This window comes from Paludibacillus litoralis (assembly GCF_037646705.1).
In the GTDB taxonomy this organism is placed as follows: Bacteria; Pseudomonadota; Alphaproteobacteria; order Rhodobacterales; family Rhodobacteraceae; genus Pikeienuella; species Pikeienuella litoralis.
Genome location: NZ_JBBHER010000003.1, coordinates 24,207 through 40,706, shown reverse-complemented (window position 1 = coordinate 40,706; position 16,500 = coordinate 24,207). Strand labels below are relative to the sequence as shown.

Below are 16,500 nucleotides of genomic sequence, written 5' to 3'. Positions count from 1 at the left end.
CATGGCCAAGGATCCCGATCCCGCCGATTTCGACGATCCCGTCCGGCTCCGCGGCATCATCCGCAACGCGGACCGGCTGGGCCGGCCGGAGCTCGTGACCGCCTGCCAGGTCAGGATCGCCGAACTTGCGGGACAGGAATTCGACGAGCCGATCGAACGCGACTTCTGGGAGGCCGTCACCATGGCCGAAGAGGTGCGGACGCTCGCCAACGGCAAGACGACGCGGCTCAGCCGCACCCGCCTGAAGCATCGACGCGACGGCGCGGTGAAATGCATCGAGGATATCGCCGCGAAGCCGGAATTGACGGCCGGTTTCGACTTCCTTGTCGAAAGCGGCCACCCCGACCTCACCTTCGAGGCGATCGCGCTCCGCCATCCCCAGAGCTTCACGGAGGAGACGCTGACCGCCGCGAGAGCCAAACTCACGGATGCGGGCGTCGACGTGGACAACGCCGTCAAGCGGGAAAGGCTCTGAAATGACCCGGGTTCTCACACATCGCGAGGGGCGCGTTCTGCATCTCGTGAACAACGCGCCGGAGCAGCGAAACGCGTTCGGCTCAGACTTTTACGACGCCATGATCCCCGCGATCGAGAGCGCGTCGGCGGCCGATATCGGCGCGGTGGTGATCTCCGGCGCCGGCGGCTTCTTTTGCGCCGGCGGCGACGTGAGGCGGCTCGCCGTCGCGCATGAGCTTTCGCCCGCCGAACGGCGCGTGGGCGTGGACCGGCTGAATGAGCTGATCCTCGCGATCCGGGCCTGCCCGCGTCCGGTGATCGCGGCGGTGGAGGGCGGCGCCGCGGGCGCCGGCGCCTCGCTCGCGGCGGCCTGCGACCTGATCGTCGCCGCGCCCACCGCCTTTTTCATGCTCGCCTATGTGAAGATCGGCATCACGCCGGATGGCGGCGCGACGGCGTTCTTCACCCGCGCCCTGCCCCGCCATTTCGCGGCCGAGATGGCGCTGACCGGCGGCCGGGTCGACGCCGCGCGTCTGCATCAGCTCGGCATGGTCAACCGGCTTGAGGGCGAGCCGGTTCAGGCCGCGCTGACCTGGGCGGCGGATCTGTCTGACGGCCCCGCCGACGCGATGGCCGAAATCAAGCGGCTGATCCGCGCCGCGGAAGAAACTGGTCTCGAAGCGCAGCTCGAAGCCGAGGCGACAAGCATCGCCGCGGCTCTCGGCGCCCCCGAAGGGATCGAGGGCGCCGCGGCCTTCCTCCAAAAGCGGAAGGCGAATTTCCGCGGCGCTTGAAGGCGCCGCGCTCAGGCCGTCAGGCTTCGGCCACCTTCACCACGGCCTTGCCGAAATTCCCGCCCGAGAGCAGGGCCATGAACGCCTCAGGCGCGCTCGCCAGCCCTTCCGTGACCGTCTCGCGGGTCTTGATCTCGCCGGAGGCGACCAGCGGCGCGACCTCGGCCATGAAATCGCTGGCCCGATCCGCATGATCGAAGACGATGAAGCCGCGAACCGAGATCCGGTTGGTGAGGATCGACCGCCACATCGCGCCCAGCCTGTCCGGGCCTTCCGCCGGGCCGGTGGCGTTGTACTGGCTGATCATGCCGCAAACCGGAATGCGGCTGAAAAAGTTCATCAACGGCATCACCGCCGCGAGCGTGACGCCGCCCACGTTCTCGTAATAGATATCCACGCCGTCCGGGCAGGCCGCCGCCAGCTTCGCCTTCAGCTCCGGGTCCCGATGGTCGACGCAGGCGTCGCAACCGAGGGTCTCCACCGCGTAGGCGCATTTCTCCGGCCCGCCGGCGACCCCGACGACCCGAAGTCCGCGCCGCTTGGCGAGTTGCGCGACCACGGAGCCGACCGCGCCGGTCACCGCGGAGACGACGATGGTCTCGCCTTTCTTCGGCCTCCCGTGCACGTTCAGGCCCACCCACGCGGTCATCCCCGGCATTCCGAGAACGCCGAGCGCGTAGGACAGCCGATCCTTCGTCCAACCGTCCGCCGGGTCGAGCAGCGTCAGATCCTCGCCGTCATGGGTCTGCCATTCGGCCCATTTGATCCGCCCCGACACATGAGCGCCGACGGGAAAGGCGGGATTGTTCGATTCCATCACCTCCGCGACCCCGCCCGACACGATCGGCTCGCCGACCACGAGCGGCGCCGCATACGACTTGCCCTCGTTCATCCGGCCGCGAATGTACGGGTCGACCGAAAGCCAGAGCAGGCGCAGCAGCACCTCGCCCGGCCCCGCCTTCGGCCGCGCCGTCTCGCGATAGGTGAAGTTCTCGGCGGTCGGCGCGCCGACAGGCCGCGACGCGAGCAGAATTTCGTGATTCTTAGACATGATCCGTTCTCCATTTCTTCTTCGGGACCTTATCCAGAGCGGCGCCCGGCCACCAGCCTCCCCCCGCGTCAATTTCAGCGAAGGGGCGATCGGGGCTTGCACCACGGCGCGCGGCGGCTAGGCTCCGCCAAAAGTTAAATTCTCAAGGATGATCGCCCATGCGCGTAGTGGATGACCTTTTCAACCTCGAGGGCAAGATCGCGCTCGTAACCGGCGGCGCCACCGGCATCGGCCGGATGGCCGCGACCGGCCTCGCCGGCGCCGGCGCGCGCGTTCTGATCGCCTCTCGCAAGAGCGAGATGTGCGAAGCGACCGCGAAGGAGATCAACGCGCTCGGCCTGCCGGGCGAGGTTGAGGGTTTCGGCGGCGACGTCGGATCCGAAGAGGGAATCGAATCCCTGGCGAAAGAGGTCGAAGGCCGCGTGGACGCCCTTCCCATCCTGATGAACAACGCCGGCGCGACCTGGGGGAAGCCCTATGGCCAATTCCCGCACAGCGCCTGGGGCAAGGTGATGAACGTGAACGTCGCCGGGCTCTTCTCGCTCACCCAGCGGCTCACGCCGTTGCTGGAGGCGGCCGCCACGCAGGAGGATCCGGCGCGCGTGGTCAATGTCGGCTCGGTGATGGGCACCATCCCGGTCGCGGGCGGGGCCTATTCCTATTCCGCCTCCAAGGCCGCGGTGCATCACATGACGCAGATTCTCGCGACCGAGCTCGCGCAGAAGCGGATCACCGTGAACGCGATCGCGCCGGGGCCGTTCCAGTCCAACATGACCGCGTTCGCCACCGCCGACGCCGAGAACCGCGACCGGATCGGCGCGAAGACCCCGCTCGGACGCATCGGCGCGCCTGACGATATCGCCGGCCTGATGATTTTTCTCTGTTCGCGCGCCGGCGCATACATCACCGGCGCGATCATCCCCGTAGACGGCGGCATTCATGTCGAAACCGTCAAAGATCTGTTTTAAGGAGACGACAATATGAACCTCGGCGTCAGCGATAAGGTTAAGCCGCTACTTGAAGCAGTCGGGAAGATGCTCGAAGAAAAGATCTATCCGGTCGAGGAGGAGTTCGAGAGCGAGATCGGCCGCCATCCCAAGGGGCGGTTTCATCACACCGATCGGCAGCTCGAGATTCTGAACGACCTCAAGACTGAGGCGAAGGCCCGCAATCTCTGGAATTTCTGGCTGACCGACAGCGAGCGCGGCTATGGGCTCAACACGGTCGAATACGCCTATCTCGCCGCCGAGATGGGCAAGTCGAAGCTTGGCCCGGAGACCTTCAACTGCGCCGCTCCCGACACCGGCAACATGGAGGTGTTCGAGCGGTACGGCACCGAAAAGATGAAATCGGAATGGCTGGCGCCGCTGATGAACGGCGACATCCGCTCGGCCTATCTGATGACGGAGCCGAACGTCGCCTCCTCCGACGCCACCAACATCTCCATGTCCTGCGTCGAAGACGGGGACGAGTGGGTGCTCAACGGCGAGAAATGGTGGGCTTCCGGGGCGGGCGATCCGCGCTGCAAGGTCTACATCGTCATGGTCAACACCGACCCCGAGCACGAGAACAAGCACCGGCGCCACTCCATGATCGTCGTTCCCGCCGGGACCAAGGGCGTCGAAGTGGTGCGCCCGATGCAGGTGTTCGGCAATGACGACGCGCCGCACGGCCACATGCACATGCGGTTCACCAATGTGCGCGTGCCGAAGGAGAACCTGATCCTCGGCCGCGGCCGCGGGTTCGAGGTTTCCCAGGGCCGGCTCGGGCCGGGCCGCATCCACCATGCGATGCGCGCCATCGGACAGGCGGAGCGGGCGCTGGAGCTGATGTGCCGCCGGTCCCTCTCCCGCACGGCGTTCGGGAAGCCGCTGGCGCAGCTCGGCGCGAACCATGACATCATCGCCGAGTGCCGGATGGACATCGACATGGCGAAGCTGCTCTGTCTCCAGACCTGCCACATGATGGACACCATCGGAAACCGCGCCGCGGCGCCATGGATCTCCAAGATCAAGGTGATCGCGCCCCGCGTCTCCCTGAAGGTGATCGACGAGGCGATCCAGATGCACGGCGCCATGGGCATCAGCCAGGACACGCATCTCGCGGACGCCTGGACCCATCAGCGCACGCTCCGCCTCGCGGACGGGCCGGACGCGGTGCATCGCCGGGTGGTCGCGCGGGCCGAGCTCCGCAAATACACCAACGAGCCGGTCTGAGATGAGCGGGCCGGCCAACGCCGCCGCGCAGATCGATCTGGACGCGGTCGAGCGCTACCTCGCCGCGCGGCTCCCGGGGTTCCGGGGGCCGCTCTCCGCGGAAAAGACCGCGACCGGCCAGTCGAACCCGACCTTCATCCTGACGGCCGGCTCCGGCGATTATGTGCTCCGGCGGAAACCGCCGGGGCAGCTTCTCAAATCCGCCCACGCCGTGGATCGGGAATATCGGGTGATCACCGCGCTCGAAGGGACGAACGTGCCGGTGCCGAAGGCGCATCTTCTCTGTGAGGATGAGAGCGTCACCGGCTCGGTCTTCTACGTGATGGACCGCGTTCCGGGGCGCATCATCTTCGACCCCGCGGTTCCCGGCGTCTCCACCGAGCATCGCCGCGCGATGTACGAGGACATGAACCGTGTGCTCGCGGCGCTGCACACGGTGGATTACGAAGCCGTGGGTCTCGGCGATTTCGGCCGGCCCGGCAGCTATTTCGCCCGGCAGCTCAGCCGCTGGACGAAGCAGTACCGCGCCTCTGAAACCGAGACGATCCCGGATCTCGAGGCGCTGATCGAATGGCTGGAGGCGCGCGTTCCGCAGGATGACGCCCGCACCTCGATCGTGCATGGCGATTATCGGATCGACAATCTGATCTATCACCCGACCGAGCCGCGCGTCGTCGCGGTTCTGGACTGGGAGCTCTCCACCCTCGGCCATCCGATCGCCGACCTCGCCTATCAACGGATGCAGGGCCGCCTGCCGCCGGGGGAGATCGGCCGCGGGCTCGCGGGCGTGGACCGCAAGGCGCTCGGCATCCCGTCGGAGGATGAATATGTCGAGATGTACATGCGCCGGGTCGGGCTCACCGAGATCCCCGAGCTGACCTTCGCCACCGCGTTCAGCTTCTTCCGGATCTGCGCCATTCTTCAGGGCGTGAAAAAACGCGGCCTGGACGGCAACGCATCCAACCCGGAAGCCGCCGCGCGGATGGGCGACAAGATCCCCGGCATGGCCCGCCTCGGCATCGAGTGCGTCGAGACGGAGGGCTGACGGCTACTCCAGATCCGTCTGGATCCATCGCTCCGAGAGGTGGATATCCGTCGTCTCCAGCCGGCCGGGGCCGAGATTGACGAATTTGTGAGGCGTGTTCGCCGGGCCGAACACGATGTCGCCCGCCTCCGCCTCCAGCTCTTCGTCGCCGACGGTGAACCGCGCGCGGCCCCGCCGGATGATGAAAAGCTCCTCATAGGGGTGGACGTGCAGCTTCGGGCCGGCGCCCGGCGTCTCCGACGAGAAGAACAGCACCGTCACCCCGGCGCCGATGCGCTCGCCCTCCAGCCGCCCGCGCCAATGTTCGGGGTCCCGGGCCCATTCGCCGCGCTTCACGATCGTCGGTTTGGCCTGCATGGCGTCTCTCCTGACATCCTGCCCCCCCGACATGGGCGCCGGCGCGGGTCAGGCAACCCTCCTGAACGGGTTGTTCCATCAGCCGTGCGGGGCGGGCGGGGCCAGCTTCTCCTCCGGGTAGCGCACCGCCATCAGGTAAAGGCCATCTGGCGGGGCGACCGGGCCGCAGGCCGCGCGATCCCGCGCGTCGAGCGCCGCCTTCACATCGCCGGGCGACCAGGCGCCGGCGCCCACCCGCTCCAGCGTTCCGACGAAGCTCCGCACCTGATTGTGAAGAAAGCTCCGCGCGCGGACATGGATCAGAATCTCCTCGCCCGCCCGCTCCACCCGGATCTCATCGACTGTCTTCACCGGAGATTTCGCCTGGCAGAGCGCGGCGCGAAAGGTGGTGAAGTCATGCCGGCCGATCAGATGCGCCGCCCCCGCCGCCATCGCCCCGACGTCGAGCGCCGCGCGCACGCCCCAGGCCTTGCCCCGCGCCAATGTCAGCGGCGCGCGCCGGTTCACGATGCGATAGAGATAGTCGCGCTCCCGCGCGTCGAACCGGGCGTGAAACGTGGCCGCCGCCCGCGCCGCCTCCAGCACCGCGACCGGGGCCGGGCGCAGATGATGGTTCAGCGCCTCGCGCAGGCGGAACGGCTCCCAATCCCGGTCGAGATCGAGATGCGCGACCTGGCCTCGCGCGTGGACGCCGGAATCGGTGCGGCCGGCGCCCTGCGCGAGAACAGGCGCCCCCCCGTTCAGCGCCGCCGCCGCGCGCTCCAGCGTCTCCTGCACCGAGGGCTGGTCCAGCTGGCGCTGCCAGCCGCAAAACGGCGCGCCGTCATATTCGAGCGTGAGACGATAGCGAGGCATCGGCGCGACGTAGCGCGGATGCGGGCCGGGGGGAAGAGCCCGGGGCTTTCCCTCGCCGCCTCGGGCCGCCATATAGAAACCTCGGAGGGGAGAGCGGATCGTGGGCGTAGCCGATATCGCGGACGACATCATCCGCTTTGCGGAGGAAGCGCGAGACGGCGCGGCCGAAATGCTGTTCGAGCCGCGGCTCCGGCTCGGCGTGACCGGGCTTTCGCGCGCCGGAAAGACCGTCTTCATCACCTCGCTTATCGCCAACCTTCTGGCGCGGGGCCGGATGACGCAGCTTCGCGCGGAGGCGGAGGGCCGGCTGCTCGCCGCCGCCGTCCAGCCGCACCCCGACCGTGAAACCCCCCGTTTCGATTACGAGGCGCATCTCGCGGCGCTCTCCGCCGATCCGCCGCGCTGGCCCGAGAGCACGCGGCGCATCAGCCAGATCCGCGTTTCGCTCCGCTATCGGCCGACCGGGCTCCTCGCCGGGCTGACCGGCGCCGGCGCGCTGCATCTCGATATCGTCGATTATCCCGGGGAATGGCTGCTGGACCTCGCCCTTCTGGAGCAGGATTACGCGGGCTGGTCGGCGCGCGCGCTGGCCGCGGCGCGCCAGCCCGCCCGGCGCGCGCACGCCGCCGAATGGCGCGCCGCGCTCGACGCGCGCGAGACGGCGGCCCCGTTCGACGAGAGCGCGGCCAAGCCGCTCGCCGCCGCGTTCACCGCCTATCTCGGCGCCTGCCGGCGCGCCGGGCTCTCCGGTCTCGCTCCGGGCCGGTTCCTGATGCCGGGCGACCTCGAAGGCTCGCCCGCGCTCACCTTCTGCCCCCTGCCGCCTTCGAAAGGCCGGGACCCGCTCCAGGCGGAGTTCGCCAAGCGGTTCGAAGCCTACAAGCGAAGCGTGGTGAAGCCTTTCTTTCGCGATCATTTCGCCCGGCTCGACCGACAGGTGGTTCTGGTCGACCTGATGACCGCGCTGAATGACGGGCCGGCCGCGCTCGCCGATCTCAGCGGCGCGATGACCGAAGTGCTTCAGGCCTTCCGCCCGGGGCGGAATTCCTGGCTCGCCTCGATCCTCGGGCGGCGGATCGACCGCATCCTCTTCGCCGCGACGAAGGCCGACCATCTCCATCACACCGAGCATGACCGGCTGACGGCGATCCTGACCGCGCTTCTCTCCGAGAGCGTCTCGCGCGCGGCGTTCCGGGGGGCGAAGACCCACGCGCTCGCCATCGCCGCGCTCCGCGCGACGGTGGAGCAGGAGGCGCCGGGGCTCCGCGCCGTGCGCGGGCGGATCGAGGCGACCGGCAAGGAGGTGGCGCTCGACCCCGGCGAGCTCCCGGCGGACCCCGCGCCGATCCTCGCCGCGGTCCGGGCGGCGGGCGCGCCCGAGGGAGGCGCCGGAGGCTGGCTCGACGGCGCCTTCAATGTGATGAATTTCGCGCCCCCGCCGCTCACCAAGGGCGAGGGGCTGCCGCATATCCGGCTGGACCGGGCGCTCGAATTCCTGATCGGAGACCGCCTCTCATGAGCGACACGCCCCGCCGCGGCCCGCGCCTGATCGAAGACGGGCTGGAATCGCTCCCTCCCGCGCCGGCCGGCCCCGCCGAAGCTCCCGAGATCGACGGGGCGGAGAGCGATGCGCCGCCCGTCGCCCGCGTCGCGGCGCCCCGGTTCGGGTTGCTCGCGCGGCTATTCTGGGCGGGATTCGGCGGGCTTTTCACCATGGCGCTCGGGCTCTGGGCCTACCAGGTGGTGGAGGAGATGATCGCGCGCAATCTCTGGCTCGGGCGCGCGGCGCTGGCGCTGGCGCTCCTCGCCGGCGCCGCGCTTCTTCTGATGGCGGCCCGCGAACTTGCGGGCCTCGCCCGGCTGAAGCGCATCGACCGGATTCGCGACGCGGCGGTACGCGCGCACGCGACGCGAGATCGCGCCGCGGCGCTGACGACGCTCTCCGCGCTCGATCAGCTCTATCGGAGCCGCGCGGAGCTCGCGGCCGAGCGGGAGACGGTGGCGGCGAAACGGGCCGAGACGCTCGACGGCGACGCGCTGATCGACCTCGCGGAGCGGGCGCTGATGACGCCGCTGGACCAGGCGGCGGAGGCGGCGGTGCGCCGCGGCGCCCGCGACGTCGCCGCGGCGACGGCGATCATTCCGCTTCCGCTGCTCGACGTCATCGCCGCGCTCGCGATCAATCTGCGCATGATCCGCGCCATCGCGGTCATCTATGGTGGGCGCGCGGGCTGGCTCGGATCCCTGCGGCTGATGCGGGCGGTGGCGGCGCACCTGATCGCCGCGGGCGCGATCGCGGTCGGCGAAGACCTGCTCGGCCCGGCCGTCGGCGGCGGCGCGCTGGCGAAGCTCTCCCGGCGCTTCGGCGAAGGCGTGGCGAACGGCGCGCTGACCGCGCGGATCGGCGTCGCGGCGATCGAGGTCTGCCGGCCGCTGCCGCATCACGCCCGGCCCCGGCCCGGCGTCTCCGCGCTGCTCGCCACCGGGCTCAAGGGGCTCTGGCCGATGCGCTAGCGCGCCGCCACCGCGATTCGTTAATCTTTTGGCGACAGAATGGAGCCCACGCGAAATTACGCGGGTGGGCGACAATGAAGCATTTCGATCAAACCAACGCGAAGACGGTGGTCAAGGCGCGGACCAGCGCCGACGTCATCCCGCTCGGCGAGCGCGACATCGGCGCCCTGCTCCGCGACGACGCGGCGCGCGCGATGATCCAGATCGCCGTCGACAGCCTCGAGCAGGGCGTCATGTTCTGGAATGCGAAAGGCCAATGCGAACTGGCCAGCGAGCGCGCCAGCACGATGCTCGAGATCGAGCCGGACGACCTGAATCCCGGCGTCAGGAGAGACGACTTTCTGCAAGCCTGCGTCGAACGGGGCGGCGTGACGCCGGAGCAGGTGCAGGAGCTCGTGGACGCGATGGCCCTCTCCCAGCCGATCACGACCGACTACCAAACCCCGTCCGGCAGGATCGTGCTCACGCAATTTCGCCCTCGCGCCGACACCGGCTATGTCGTCACGTTGACCGACGTCACCGAAATGCGGCGAAGCGCGGAGTCTCTGGCGGCCGACAAGGCCCGCGCCGAAAAGATCGAGCGGCGGCTCGGCGCGGAACTCGCGCGGCTGAACAGCGAGAAGGCGCTGATCGAATCCCGGCAACAGGAGCTCAAGCGGCTCAGCCTCGTCGCGGCCCACGCCAAGGATCTGATCGTCATCACCGACCCGACGAACCGCATCGTCTGGGCGAACGAGGCGTATCGGCGCCATAACAGCCTCGATCTCGAAATGGATCTCCTCGGCCGCTCCAGCCGAGACGTGTTGAGCGGCCCCGGAACCGACCCCGGAAAACTGGCGCAGATCGACGAGGCGATCCGGAATCGTCAGTCCACCACGCTCGACCTTCTCTGCTATCGGCGCTCCGGAACCTCGTACTGGATGGAGCAGGAAATCATCCCGGTTTTCGACGAAAAGGGGGCCCACACCAATTTCATCATCGTCGGGCGCGATATCTCCGAGCGAAAGCTCGCGGAAGCGGCGGCGGCCGACGCCCGCAAGTTCGAGGAGGCGAAGCGCACCGAGGCGCGGATGCTCGCGGAGTTCAACGAGTGGCTGCAATCGAGCGACACGCTCGATGAATTGCTCACCGTCGTCAGCTCCTTTCTCGGCAAGTTGCTGCCCGGCTCCAGCGGGGCGGTCTACACCTACGGCGCCGCGCGCGACGCGCTTCAGCGCGCCTGCGCCTGGGGGGAGCACCTTCTGGTCGAGGAATTCGAGCCCTCCGCATGTTGGGCGCTCCGGCGCGGGCGGCCCTACTTCCATGGCGGCAACACGATCGACATCGTCTGCGACCACGTCGCGGCGGGCCGCGACGGCTCCCCGCTCGAACGCCAATACTGCCTGCCGATCATCGCCCATGGCGACACTGTCGGCCTTCTCAGCGTGGAGCTGGAGGCGTCCGCGGGAACCGACACCCAGAAACTGGTGAATTTCTGCGGCGAGCATATCAGCCTCGCCATCGCCAATGTGAAGATGCGCGATCTTCTACGCGAGCAATCCACGCGCGACCCGCTGACCGGGCTCTACAACCGCCGTTACTTCCTCGACTACGCCCACCGGGAGACCAGACGCTGCGCCACGCAGAACCGGCCCGCGGCCCTGATCTCGCTCGACGTCGATCACTTCAAGAAATTCAACGACACCCACGGGCACGACGCCGGCGACACGGTGCTTCGGGCGGTTGCGGAGGTCCTGCAGAAAATGTTCCGCGAGGCGGACGTGCCCTGCCGCCATGGCGGAGAGGAATTCCTGGTGCTGATGCCCGGGTGCGGCCGAGAGCGCGCGCTGGAGCGGGCCGAGCAACTCCGCATCGCGATCGAGGCGATGCGGCCGCGTCATCGCAGCAAGACGCTCAGCATCACCGCCTCGATCGGCCTCTCGACGATTCCGGACGACGGCGAGTCGCTTCAGGATCTGATGCTCGCGGCCGATGAGGCGCTTTACAGCGCGAAAGGATCCGGGCGGAATCAGGTGATCGCGGCCGGTTGACGCCGGATCCGGCGGTTTTTTCACCTGATGGTCGGTCATGAGGTGGCGCCGAGCCGCCGCGACCGCTATTTGACGCGCTCCAGACCATGAGGCGCGATGCTCGAACCCGGCGACCAGATTGAACCAGACGGGCGCGCGGACGAGGCTTACGCGCTCGATCCCGCGCTGATCGAGCGGATCATCGGCGCGCTCGACGCCGGCGACCACGAAAGCGCCCGCGCGCTCACCGCCCGCCTCCACGCCGCTGACTTCGCCGACCTTCTGGAGCAGATCGACAGCGACGACCGCGCGGCGCTGATCCACGCCATTGGCGACACGCTCGACGCGGAAACGCTCACCGAACTGGAGGAAGGGGTCCGCGACGAGGTCCTCTCCTATCTCGATCCGGCCGTGCTCGCCGGCGCGGTGAAGGCGCTGAACTCCGACGACGTCGTCTATCTCGTCGAAGATCTGAAGGCCGAGCACAAGGCCCGCGTCCTCGACGCGCTCGACGCCGAAGACCGCGTGATCGTCGAGCAGTCGCTCTCCTATCCGGAATATTCCGCCGGCCGGATGATGCAGCGGGAGATGGTGAAGGCGCCGCCGTTCTGGACCGTCGGCCAGATGATCGACGCGATGCGCGCGGCGGAGGACCTTCCCGACCCGCTTTACGAGATCATCGTCGTCGATCCGGGGGTGAAGCCGATCGGCGCCATTCCCGTCGGCCGGATCATGGGCGCGACGCGCCCGATGCTGCTCTCGGAGATCATGTCCGAGGATTTCCGCGCGATTCCCGCGACGCAGACATCGGAGGACGTCGCCTACACGTTCAGCCAATACCACCTCGTCTCCGCCCCGGTGGTCGATGAAGACGGCCGGCTCGTCGGCGTCATCACCATCGACGACGCCGTCGAGGCGATGGATGACGAGGCCGAGGAGGACATGCTCCGCCTCGGCGGCGTCGGCGACGAAAACATCGCCGACCGGATCTGGGGCATCACCCGCTCCCGCGTCCCCTGGCTGGGGGTGAATCTTCTCACCGCGATCCTCGCCAGCCTGGTGATCCAGATCTTCGACGACGTGATCCAGAAATTTGTCGCGCTCGCCGTTCTGATGCCGATCGTCGCGTCGATGGGGGGGAACGCCGGCACCCAGACGTTGACCGTCGCGGTCCGCGCGCTCGCGACGCGCGACCTCACCGCCTCCAACATGTGGCGCGTGGTGCTGCGCGAGGCGCTTTTCGGCCTCGCGAACGGATTGATCTTCGCCGCCCTGATCGGGGCGCTCGGCTATGTCTGGTTCGAAGACGCCATGCTGGCCGGCGTCCTCGCCGCCGCCATGATCGGCAATCTGTTCGTCGCCGCGCTCGCCGGCATTCTGGTGCCGATCACGCTGGAGCGCATCGGGGCCGACCCCGCGCTCGCGTCGGGCACGTTCGTCACCACCGTGACGGACATCACCGGATTCTATCTTTTCCTCGGGCTTGGCGGCGCGTTTCTGCTTTGACGCCGCCGCCCTTGAATTCATCGGCGCGACGGCATCCACTGCCCGACGTTGAAAATACCTGTGAGGGGCCATGACCGCATCGCCGAAATCCATTGAAGAGACGCAAGCGCTTCTCGCAGGGGCCGATTATGTCTGCGGGCGGGCGCTGGCGACGGTCGCCTTTCTCGCGTTGACGCTGGGCAAGCCGCTCTTTCTCGAAGGCGAGCCGGGCACCGGCAAGACCGAAATCGCGAAGGCGCTCGCCTCGGCGCTCGGCCGGCGGCTGATCCGGCTCCAGTGTTATGAGGGCCTCGACGCGGGCTCCGCCGTCTATGAATGGAATTTCGCGGCGCAGATGATCGCGATCCGCACCGCGGAGGCGGTCGGCGGCGCGGACCCGGATGCGCTCGCCGCCGATCTCTTCTCCGAAAAATACCTGACCGAGCGGCCGCTCCTCGCCGCGATGCGCCCGCAGGTGGGCGGCCCGCCGATCCTGCTGATCGACGAGCTGGACCGAACGGATGAGCCGTTCGAGGCCTTCCTTCTGGAGGCGCTCTCCGATTTTCAGGTCACGATCCCGGAGCTTGGCACGATCAAGGCGGCCGAGCCGCCGATCGTCATCATCACCTCGAACCGGACCCGCGAGGTGCATGACGCGCTGAAACGGCGCTGCCTCTATCATTGGGTCGACTATCCGGATTTCGACCGCGAGATGGAGATCCTGCGCGCCCGCGCGCCGGAGGCGACCGAATCGCTCAGCCGCGAGGTCGTCGCCTTCGTCCAGCAGCTCCGGACCGAGGATCTTTTCAAGCGGCCGGGCGTCGCCGAGACGATCGACTGGGCGAAATGCCTGATCGCGCTCGACGCGATCGCGCTCAGCCCGCAGGTGATTTCAGACACGCTGGGCGCAATCCTGAAGTATCAGGACGACATCGCCGCGCTGCAAGGCTCCGAGGCGAAGCGCATCCTCGACGCGGCGAAGGGCAAGCTGGACGCGCTCTGATGGCCCGCTACGCCGACCTGCCGATCCGGACCGACGGCAAACTTTCCGCCAATATCGCGCATTTCGCCCGCGCGCTCCGCCGCGCGGGGCTCCCGGTCGGCCCGGGGCGGGTTCTCGACGCGGTGCGCGCGGTCGAGGCCGCGGGGTTCTCCTCCCGCGAGGATTTTTACTGGACGCTCCACGCCTGCCTCGTCAACCGGCCCGAGCACCGGGAGCTGTTCGGCCAGACCTTCCGTCTTTTCTGGCGCGACCCGCAATTTCTCGAACACATGATGTCGATGCTGATGCCGCAACTCCGGGGGGCCGAGGAGGAGCACAGACCGAAAGCCGCCGAAAAGCGCGCCGCCGAAGCCCTGCTCGACGGGGCCGAGCCGCCCGCCCCCCGCGATCAGCCGGAGGGCGAGAAGGAGGAGATCGAGATCGACGCCGCATTCAGCTTCTCCGCCGACGAGAGGCTGAAAAGGCAGGACTTCGAACAGATGACGCTGGCCGAGCAGGCCGCCGCGCTCCGCGCCGTCGCGCGCCTCGATCTGCCGATCAAGCCCCTCGCCTCGCGGCGGACGAAACCGGCGGCGCATGGCCGATTGATCGACGCGCGCCGAACGCTCCGCAGAGCGGTGCGCTCAGACGGCGAGATCAGGGCGCTGGCCATGCGCAAGCGGCGCGAACGGCCGCCCACGCTGATCGCGCTCTGCGATATTTCCGGGTCGATGTCGGGGTACAGCCGAATGCTGCTCCATTTCCTTCACGCCGCCGCCAACGCCAAGGGGCGGGGCTGGTCGGACGTTCACGCCCTCACCTTCGGCACGCGGCTGACCAACATCACCCGGCATCTGAAGCTTCGCGACGTCGACAGCGCGCTGAAGCGCGTCGGGAGCGAGGCGGAGGACTGGGAGGGCGGCACCCGTATCGGCGCCTGCCTCCGCCGCTTCAACCGGGACTGGTCGCGCCGCATCCTCAGCCAGGGCGCGGTGGTGATCCTGATCACCGACGGGCTCGACCGGGACGATCCCGCCCCGCTGGCCAAGGAGATGGAGCGGCTGCGGCTCTCCTGCCGGAAACTGATCTGGCTCAACCCGCTGCTGCGCTGGGACGGCTTCGCGCCAAAGGCGCGCGGCGTGCGCGCGATGCTGCCGCATGTGGACAGTTTTCGCGCCGCCCATTCGGTCGAAAGCCTCGAATCCCTCGCAGCGGCGCTCAGCCGGCCCGATGACGGCGGCGACAAGGCCCGGCTGATGCGGCTCCTGACGGCCTCGGATCAATAGGCGGCGTTCACCTCGCGAAGGCCCGCGCGGCGGCGCCTGAAGCGAAAGCCGCGGCCTGGCTACGCGGCGTAGGCCGCCAGCGGCGGTGACGCCGCGAGCACGGGCCGGCGTATGGTCAGGAACCGGCGCGCCTCCGCGCTCCGCCCCAGTTTCAAAAGCACGTTCGCGTAGGTCAGCTCCAGAAGATCGCGTTGCGCCCGGCTGCCTCCGAAACGCTCGGTCGCCCCCATCGCCGGGACCAGATCCTCAAGGGCGGCGGACCAGTTCCCGCGCGCGATCGCCCCCCAGGCGCGCGCCACGGGCCTCACGAGATCGCCGGCGAAGCCGCTCGTCGTTTCCGCGATCAGCGCCAGACGATCGCCGCGCCCCGCCATCGCGTGGCTCAACGCCGCATGGATATCCGCGAAACTCTGCCCCGGATCCGGAAAGGCGCGGGCCGCATAGTCGCTCAGCGCCGCCCAACGCGCCGGATCCACCGAAACGCCGGCGAGTTCAGCGCGGTACAGGATCGCCGCGGTGTCGGTGAGGATATTGATCGGGAGCCCCTTCGCCGATCCGGGGCCGACGCCAGCGTCGACCGCCCGCCACATCGTCGTCAGATCGCCGTCATGCAGCGCCCAAAGGGCCGCATGCCAGTTCAGATGACCGTGCAACAGCCCCCGATCGTCATACCCCGTCAGCCATTCCGCCAGATAGGCCCGGCCCGCCGCCGTCTCGCCCGCCTCATATTGCGCGTGCGCCTTGAAATGCGCGCCGTTCGCATTGCGTGGATTGAGCGCGAGAGACTTCTCCATCAATCTGGCCGAATGCGCGACCCGCCCCGTTTCGCATAGTGAAATGGCGTGCATCGACATCATCCACCAGCTCTCGCCATAGTGGGGCGAGAGCGCAGACGTGTACGCGAGAAGCTCCGCCTCGCGCCCGACTTCGCCGGAGAACCCGATCAGCCCGAATACGCTGGTGCAGAGTTGCGCGACGAGCGCATCGCAGGGATAGTCCCGGACATGGGCCTTCACCAGCGACCGGGCCTTTTCCGGCTCCCCGGAAAGAACCAGCGCGAGACACTCGATATGCTGGCGCTGCCGGTGGTCCAGCTTCGGCGCGAGTTCCCGAGCGCGGGAGATCGAGGCCTTCGCCCGCCGCATCGTTCCCGGCGTCATCAGCGCCCGCGCCAGAGCCGCATGCCCGAGCGCGAAGCTCTCATCCGCCGCCACGGACGCCTGAAATGCGTCCGCCGCGCCGAATTCCGATCCCAGAAACAGCTGAAGACCGCGATCATAATGATCGAGCGCCGCTCCGGACCCGACCGAAACCGCATTTCCGTAACTGTCCCGCAGCGTCATGATGCGTCCCTCTCCATGTCTCGCGCCCATCGAAACGGCCGGCGCCCGAATGGACGCCCCGGAACCTTATCCGCATCGGCGGGGCAATGCCCGGCTTCGTCGCGCCG

The 16,500-nt window shown here is 68.4% G+C and carries 15 protein-coding genes; 11 read left to right on the top strand and 4 right to left on the bottom strand.

Annotated elements, in window-relative coordinates; genetic code table 11:
- The first annotated feature begins 1 nt into the window (after position 1).
- A complete protein-coding gene (locus tag WG921_RS04635; RefSeq protein WP_340108048.1) occupies positions 2–475 on the top strand; it encodes a hypothetical protein in 474 nt (157 codons plus the stop codon).
- 1 nt (position 476) lies between these two features.
- Positions 477–1,250 (top strand): oxepin-CoA hydrolase, alternative type, encoded by a 774-nt coding sequence (locus WG921_RS04630; protein ID WP_340108047.1) that lies wholly within the window; start codon positions 477–479, stop codon positions 1,248–1,250.
- A 19-nt stretch (positions 1,251–1,269) separates the two neighbouring features.
- Here WG921_RS04630 and WG921_RS04625 read toward each other — a convergent pair whose 3' ends face one another.
- Positions 1,270–2,301, bottom strand: coding sequence for an NADP-dependent oxidoreductase (locus WG921_RS04625; protein WP_340108046.1), 1,032 nt, complete (start codon positions 2,299–2,301; stop codon positions 1,270–1,272).
- A gap of 158 nt (positions 2,302–2,459) precedes the next feature.
- Here WG921_RS04625 and WG921_RS04620 point away from each other — a divergent pair, with 158 nt between their 5' ends.
- The 3 genes from WG921_RS04620 (at position 2,460) to WG921_RS04610 (ending at position 5,562) form a co-directional block, all read left to right on the top strand.
- The gene (locus WG921_RS04620) at positions 2,460–3,269 is read left to right on the top strand and encodes an SDR family oxidoreductase (protein ID WP_340108045.1); all 810 of its coding nucleotides are present in this window, start codon (positions 2,460–2,462) and stop codon (positions 3,267–3,269) included.
- Between the two features lie 66 nt (positions 3,270–3,335).
- Positions 3,336–4,517 carry an acyl-CoA dehydrogenase family protein gene (locus WG921_RS04615; protein WP_340108044.1) on the top strand — a complete coding sequence of 394 codons (1,182 nt, stop codon included), beginning with the start codon at positions 3,336–3,338 and terminating at the stop codon, positions 4,515–4,517.
- Between the two features lies 1 nt (position 4,518).
- Positions 4,519–5,562: a phosphotransferase gene (locus tag WG921_RS04610; RefSeq protein ID WP_340108043.1), complete on the top strand. Its 1,044-nt coding sequence runs from the start codon at positions 4,519–4,521 to the stop codon at positions 5,560–5,562.
- Between the two features lie 3 nt (positions 5,563–5,565).
- Here the strand turns inward: WG921_RS04610 and WG921_RS04605 are convergent, their stop codons facing one another.
- Positions 5,566–5,919: a cupin domain-containing protein gene (locus WG921_RS04605; RefSeq protein WP_340108042.1), complete on the bottom strand. Its 354-nt coding sequence runs from the start codon at positions 5,917–5,919 to the stop codon at positions 5,566–5,568.
- 78 nt (positions 5,920–5,997) lie between these two features.
- Entirely contained in the window at positions 5,998–6,774 is a 777-nt protein-coding gene (gene truA / locus WG921_RS04600) for a tRNA pseudouridine(38-40) synthase TruA (RefSeq protein WP_340108041.1), read from the bottom strand.
- A gap of 100 nt (positions 6,775–6,874) precedes the next feature.
- Here truA and WG921_RS04595 point away from each other — a divergent pair, with 100 nt between their 5' ends.
- The 6 genes from WG921_RS04595 to WG921_RS04570 all read left to right on the top strand — a co-directional run bounded on the left by WG921_RS04595 (position 6,875) and on the right by WG921_RS04570 (position 15,050).
- The gene (locus WG921_RS04595) at positions 6,875–8,293 is read left to right on the top strand and encodes a YcjX family GTP-binding protein (protein WP_340108040.1); all 1,419 of its coding nucleotides are present in this window, start codon (positions 6,875–6,877) and stop codon (positions 8,291–8,293) included.
- Positions 8,290–9,288: a TIGR01620 family protein gene (locus WG921_RS04590; RefSeq protein WP_340108039.1), complete on the top strand. Its 999-nt coding sequence runs from the start codon at positions 8,290–8,292 to the stop codon at positions 9,286–9,288. The genes WG921_RS04595 and WG921_RS04590 overlap by 4 nt, the downstream gene beginning before the upstream one ends.
- Positions 9,289–9,362: 74 nt before the next feature.
- Complete coding sequence (locus WG921_RS04585) at positions 9,363–11,318, top strand: diguanylate cyclase (protein WP_340108038.1); 1,956 nt, start codon at positions 9,363–9,365, stop codon at positions 11,316–11,318.
- A 96-nt stretch (positions 11,319–11,414) separates the two neighbouring features.
- The gene (gene mgtE / locus WG921_RS04580; protein ID WP_340108037.1) at positions 11,415–12,803 is read left to right on the top strand and encodes a magnesium transporter; all 1,389 of its coding nucleotides are present in this window, start codon (positions 11,415–11,417) and stop codon (positions 12,801–12,803) included.
- Between the two features lie 70 nt (positions 12,804–12,873).
- The gene (locus WG921_RS04575) at positions 12,874–13,785 is read left to right on the top strand and encodes an AAA family ATPase (RefSeq protein WP_340108036.1); all 912 of its coding nucleotides are present in this window, start codon (positions 12,874–12,876) and stop codon (positions 13,783–13,785) included.
- Positions 13,785–15,050 (top strand): vWA domain-containing protein, encoded by a 1,266-nt coding sequence (locus WG921_RS04570; RefSeq protein ID WP_340108035.1) that lies wholly within the window; start codon positions 13,785–13,787, stop codon positions 15,048–15,050. Before WG921_RS04575 ends, WG921_RS04570 begins: the two co-directional genes overlap by 1 nt.
- A gap of 59 nt (positions 15,051–15,109) precedes the next feature.
- Here the strand turns inward: WG921_RS04570 and WG921_RS04565 are convergent, their stop codons facing one another.
- Positions 15,110–16,393, bottom strand: coding sequence for a tetratricopeptide repeat protein (locus tag WG921_RS04565; protein WP_340108034.1), 1,284 nt, complete (start codon positions 16,391–16,393; stop codon positions 15,110–15,112).
- Positions 16,394–16,500: the final 107 nt, after the last annotated feature.

Coding starts and splice junctions, on each gene's coding strand:
- WG921_RS04635 (WP_340108048.1), top strand. CDS start 2: ATGGCCAAGGATCCCGATCCCGCCGATTTCGACGATCCCGTCCGGCTC.
- WG921_RS04630 (WP_340108047.1), top strand. CDS start 477: ATGACCCGGGTTCTCACACATCGCGAGGGGCGCGTTCTGCATCTCGTG.
- WG921_RS04625 (WP_340108046.1), bottom strand. CDS start 2,301: ATGTCTAAGAATCACGAAATTCTGCTCGCGTCGCGGCCTGTCGGCGCG.
- WG921_RS04620 (WP_340108045.1), top strand. CDS start 2,460: ATGCGCGTAGTGGATGACCTTTTCAACCTCGAGGGCAAGATCGCGCTC.
- WG921_RS04615 (WP_340108044.1), top strand. CDS start 3,336: ATGCTCGAAGAAAAGATCTATCCGGTCGAGGAGGAGTTCGAGAGCGAG.
- WG921_RS04610 (WP_340108043.1), top strand. CDS start 4,519: ATGAGCGGGCCGGCCAACGCCGCCGCGCAGATCGATCTGGACGCGGTC.
- WG921_RS04605 (WP_340108042.1), bottom strand. CDS start 5,919: ATGCAGGCCAAACCGACGATCGTGAAGCGCGGCGAATGGGCCCGGGAC.
- truA (WP_340108041.1), bottom strand. CDS start 6,774: ATGCCTCGCTATCGTCTCACGCTCGAATATGACGGCGCGCCGTTTTGC.
- WG921_RS04590 (WP_340108039.1), top strand. CDS start 8,290: ATGAGCGACACGCCCCGCCGCGGCCCGCGCCTGATCGAAGACGGGCTG.
- WG921_RS04585 (WP_340108038.1), top strand. CDS start 9,363: ATGAAGCATTTCGATCAAACCAACGCGAAGACGGTGGTCAAGGCGCGG.
- mgtE (WP_340108037.1), top strand. CDS start 11,415: ATGCTCGAACCCGGCGACCAGATTGAACCAGACGGGCGCGCGGACGAG.
- WG921_RS04575 (WP_340108036.1), top strand. CDS start 12,874: ATGACCGCATCGCCGAAATCCATTGAAGAGACGCAAGCGCTTCTCGCA.
- WG921_RS04570 (WP_340108035.1), top strand. CDS start 13,785: ATGGCCCGCTACGCCGACCTGCCGATCCGGACCGACGGCAAACTTTCC.
- WG921_RS04565 (WP_340108034.1), bottom strand. CDS start 16,393: ATGACGCTGCGGGACAGTTACGGAAATGCGGTTTCGGTCGGGTCCGGA.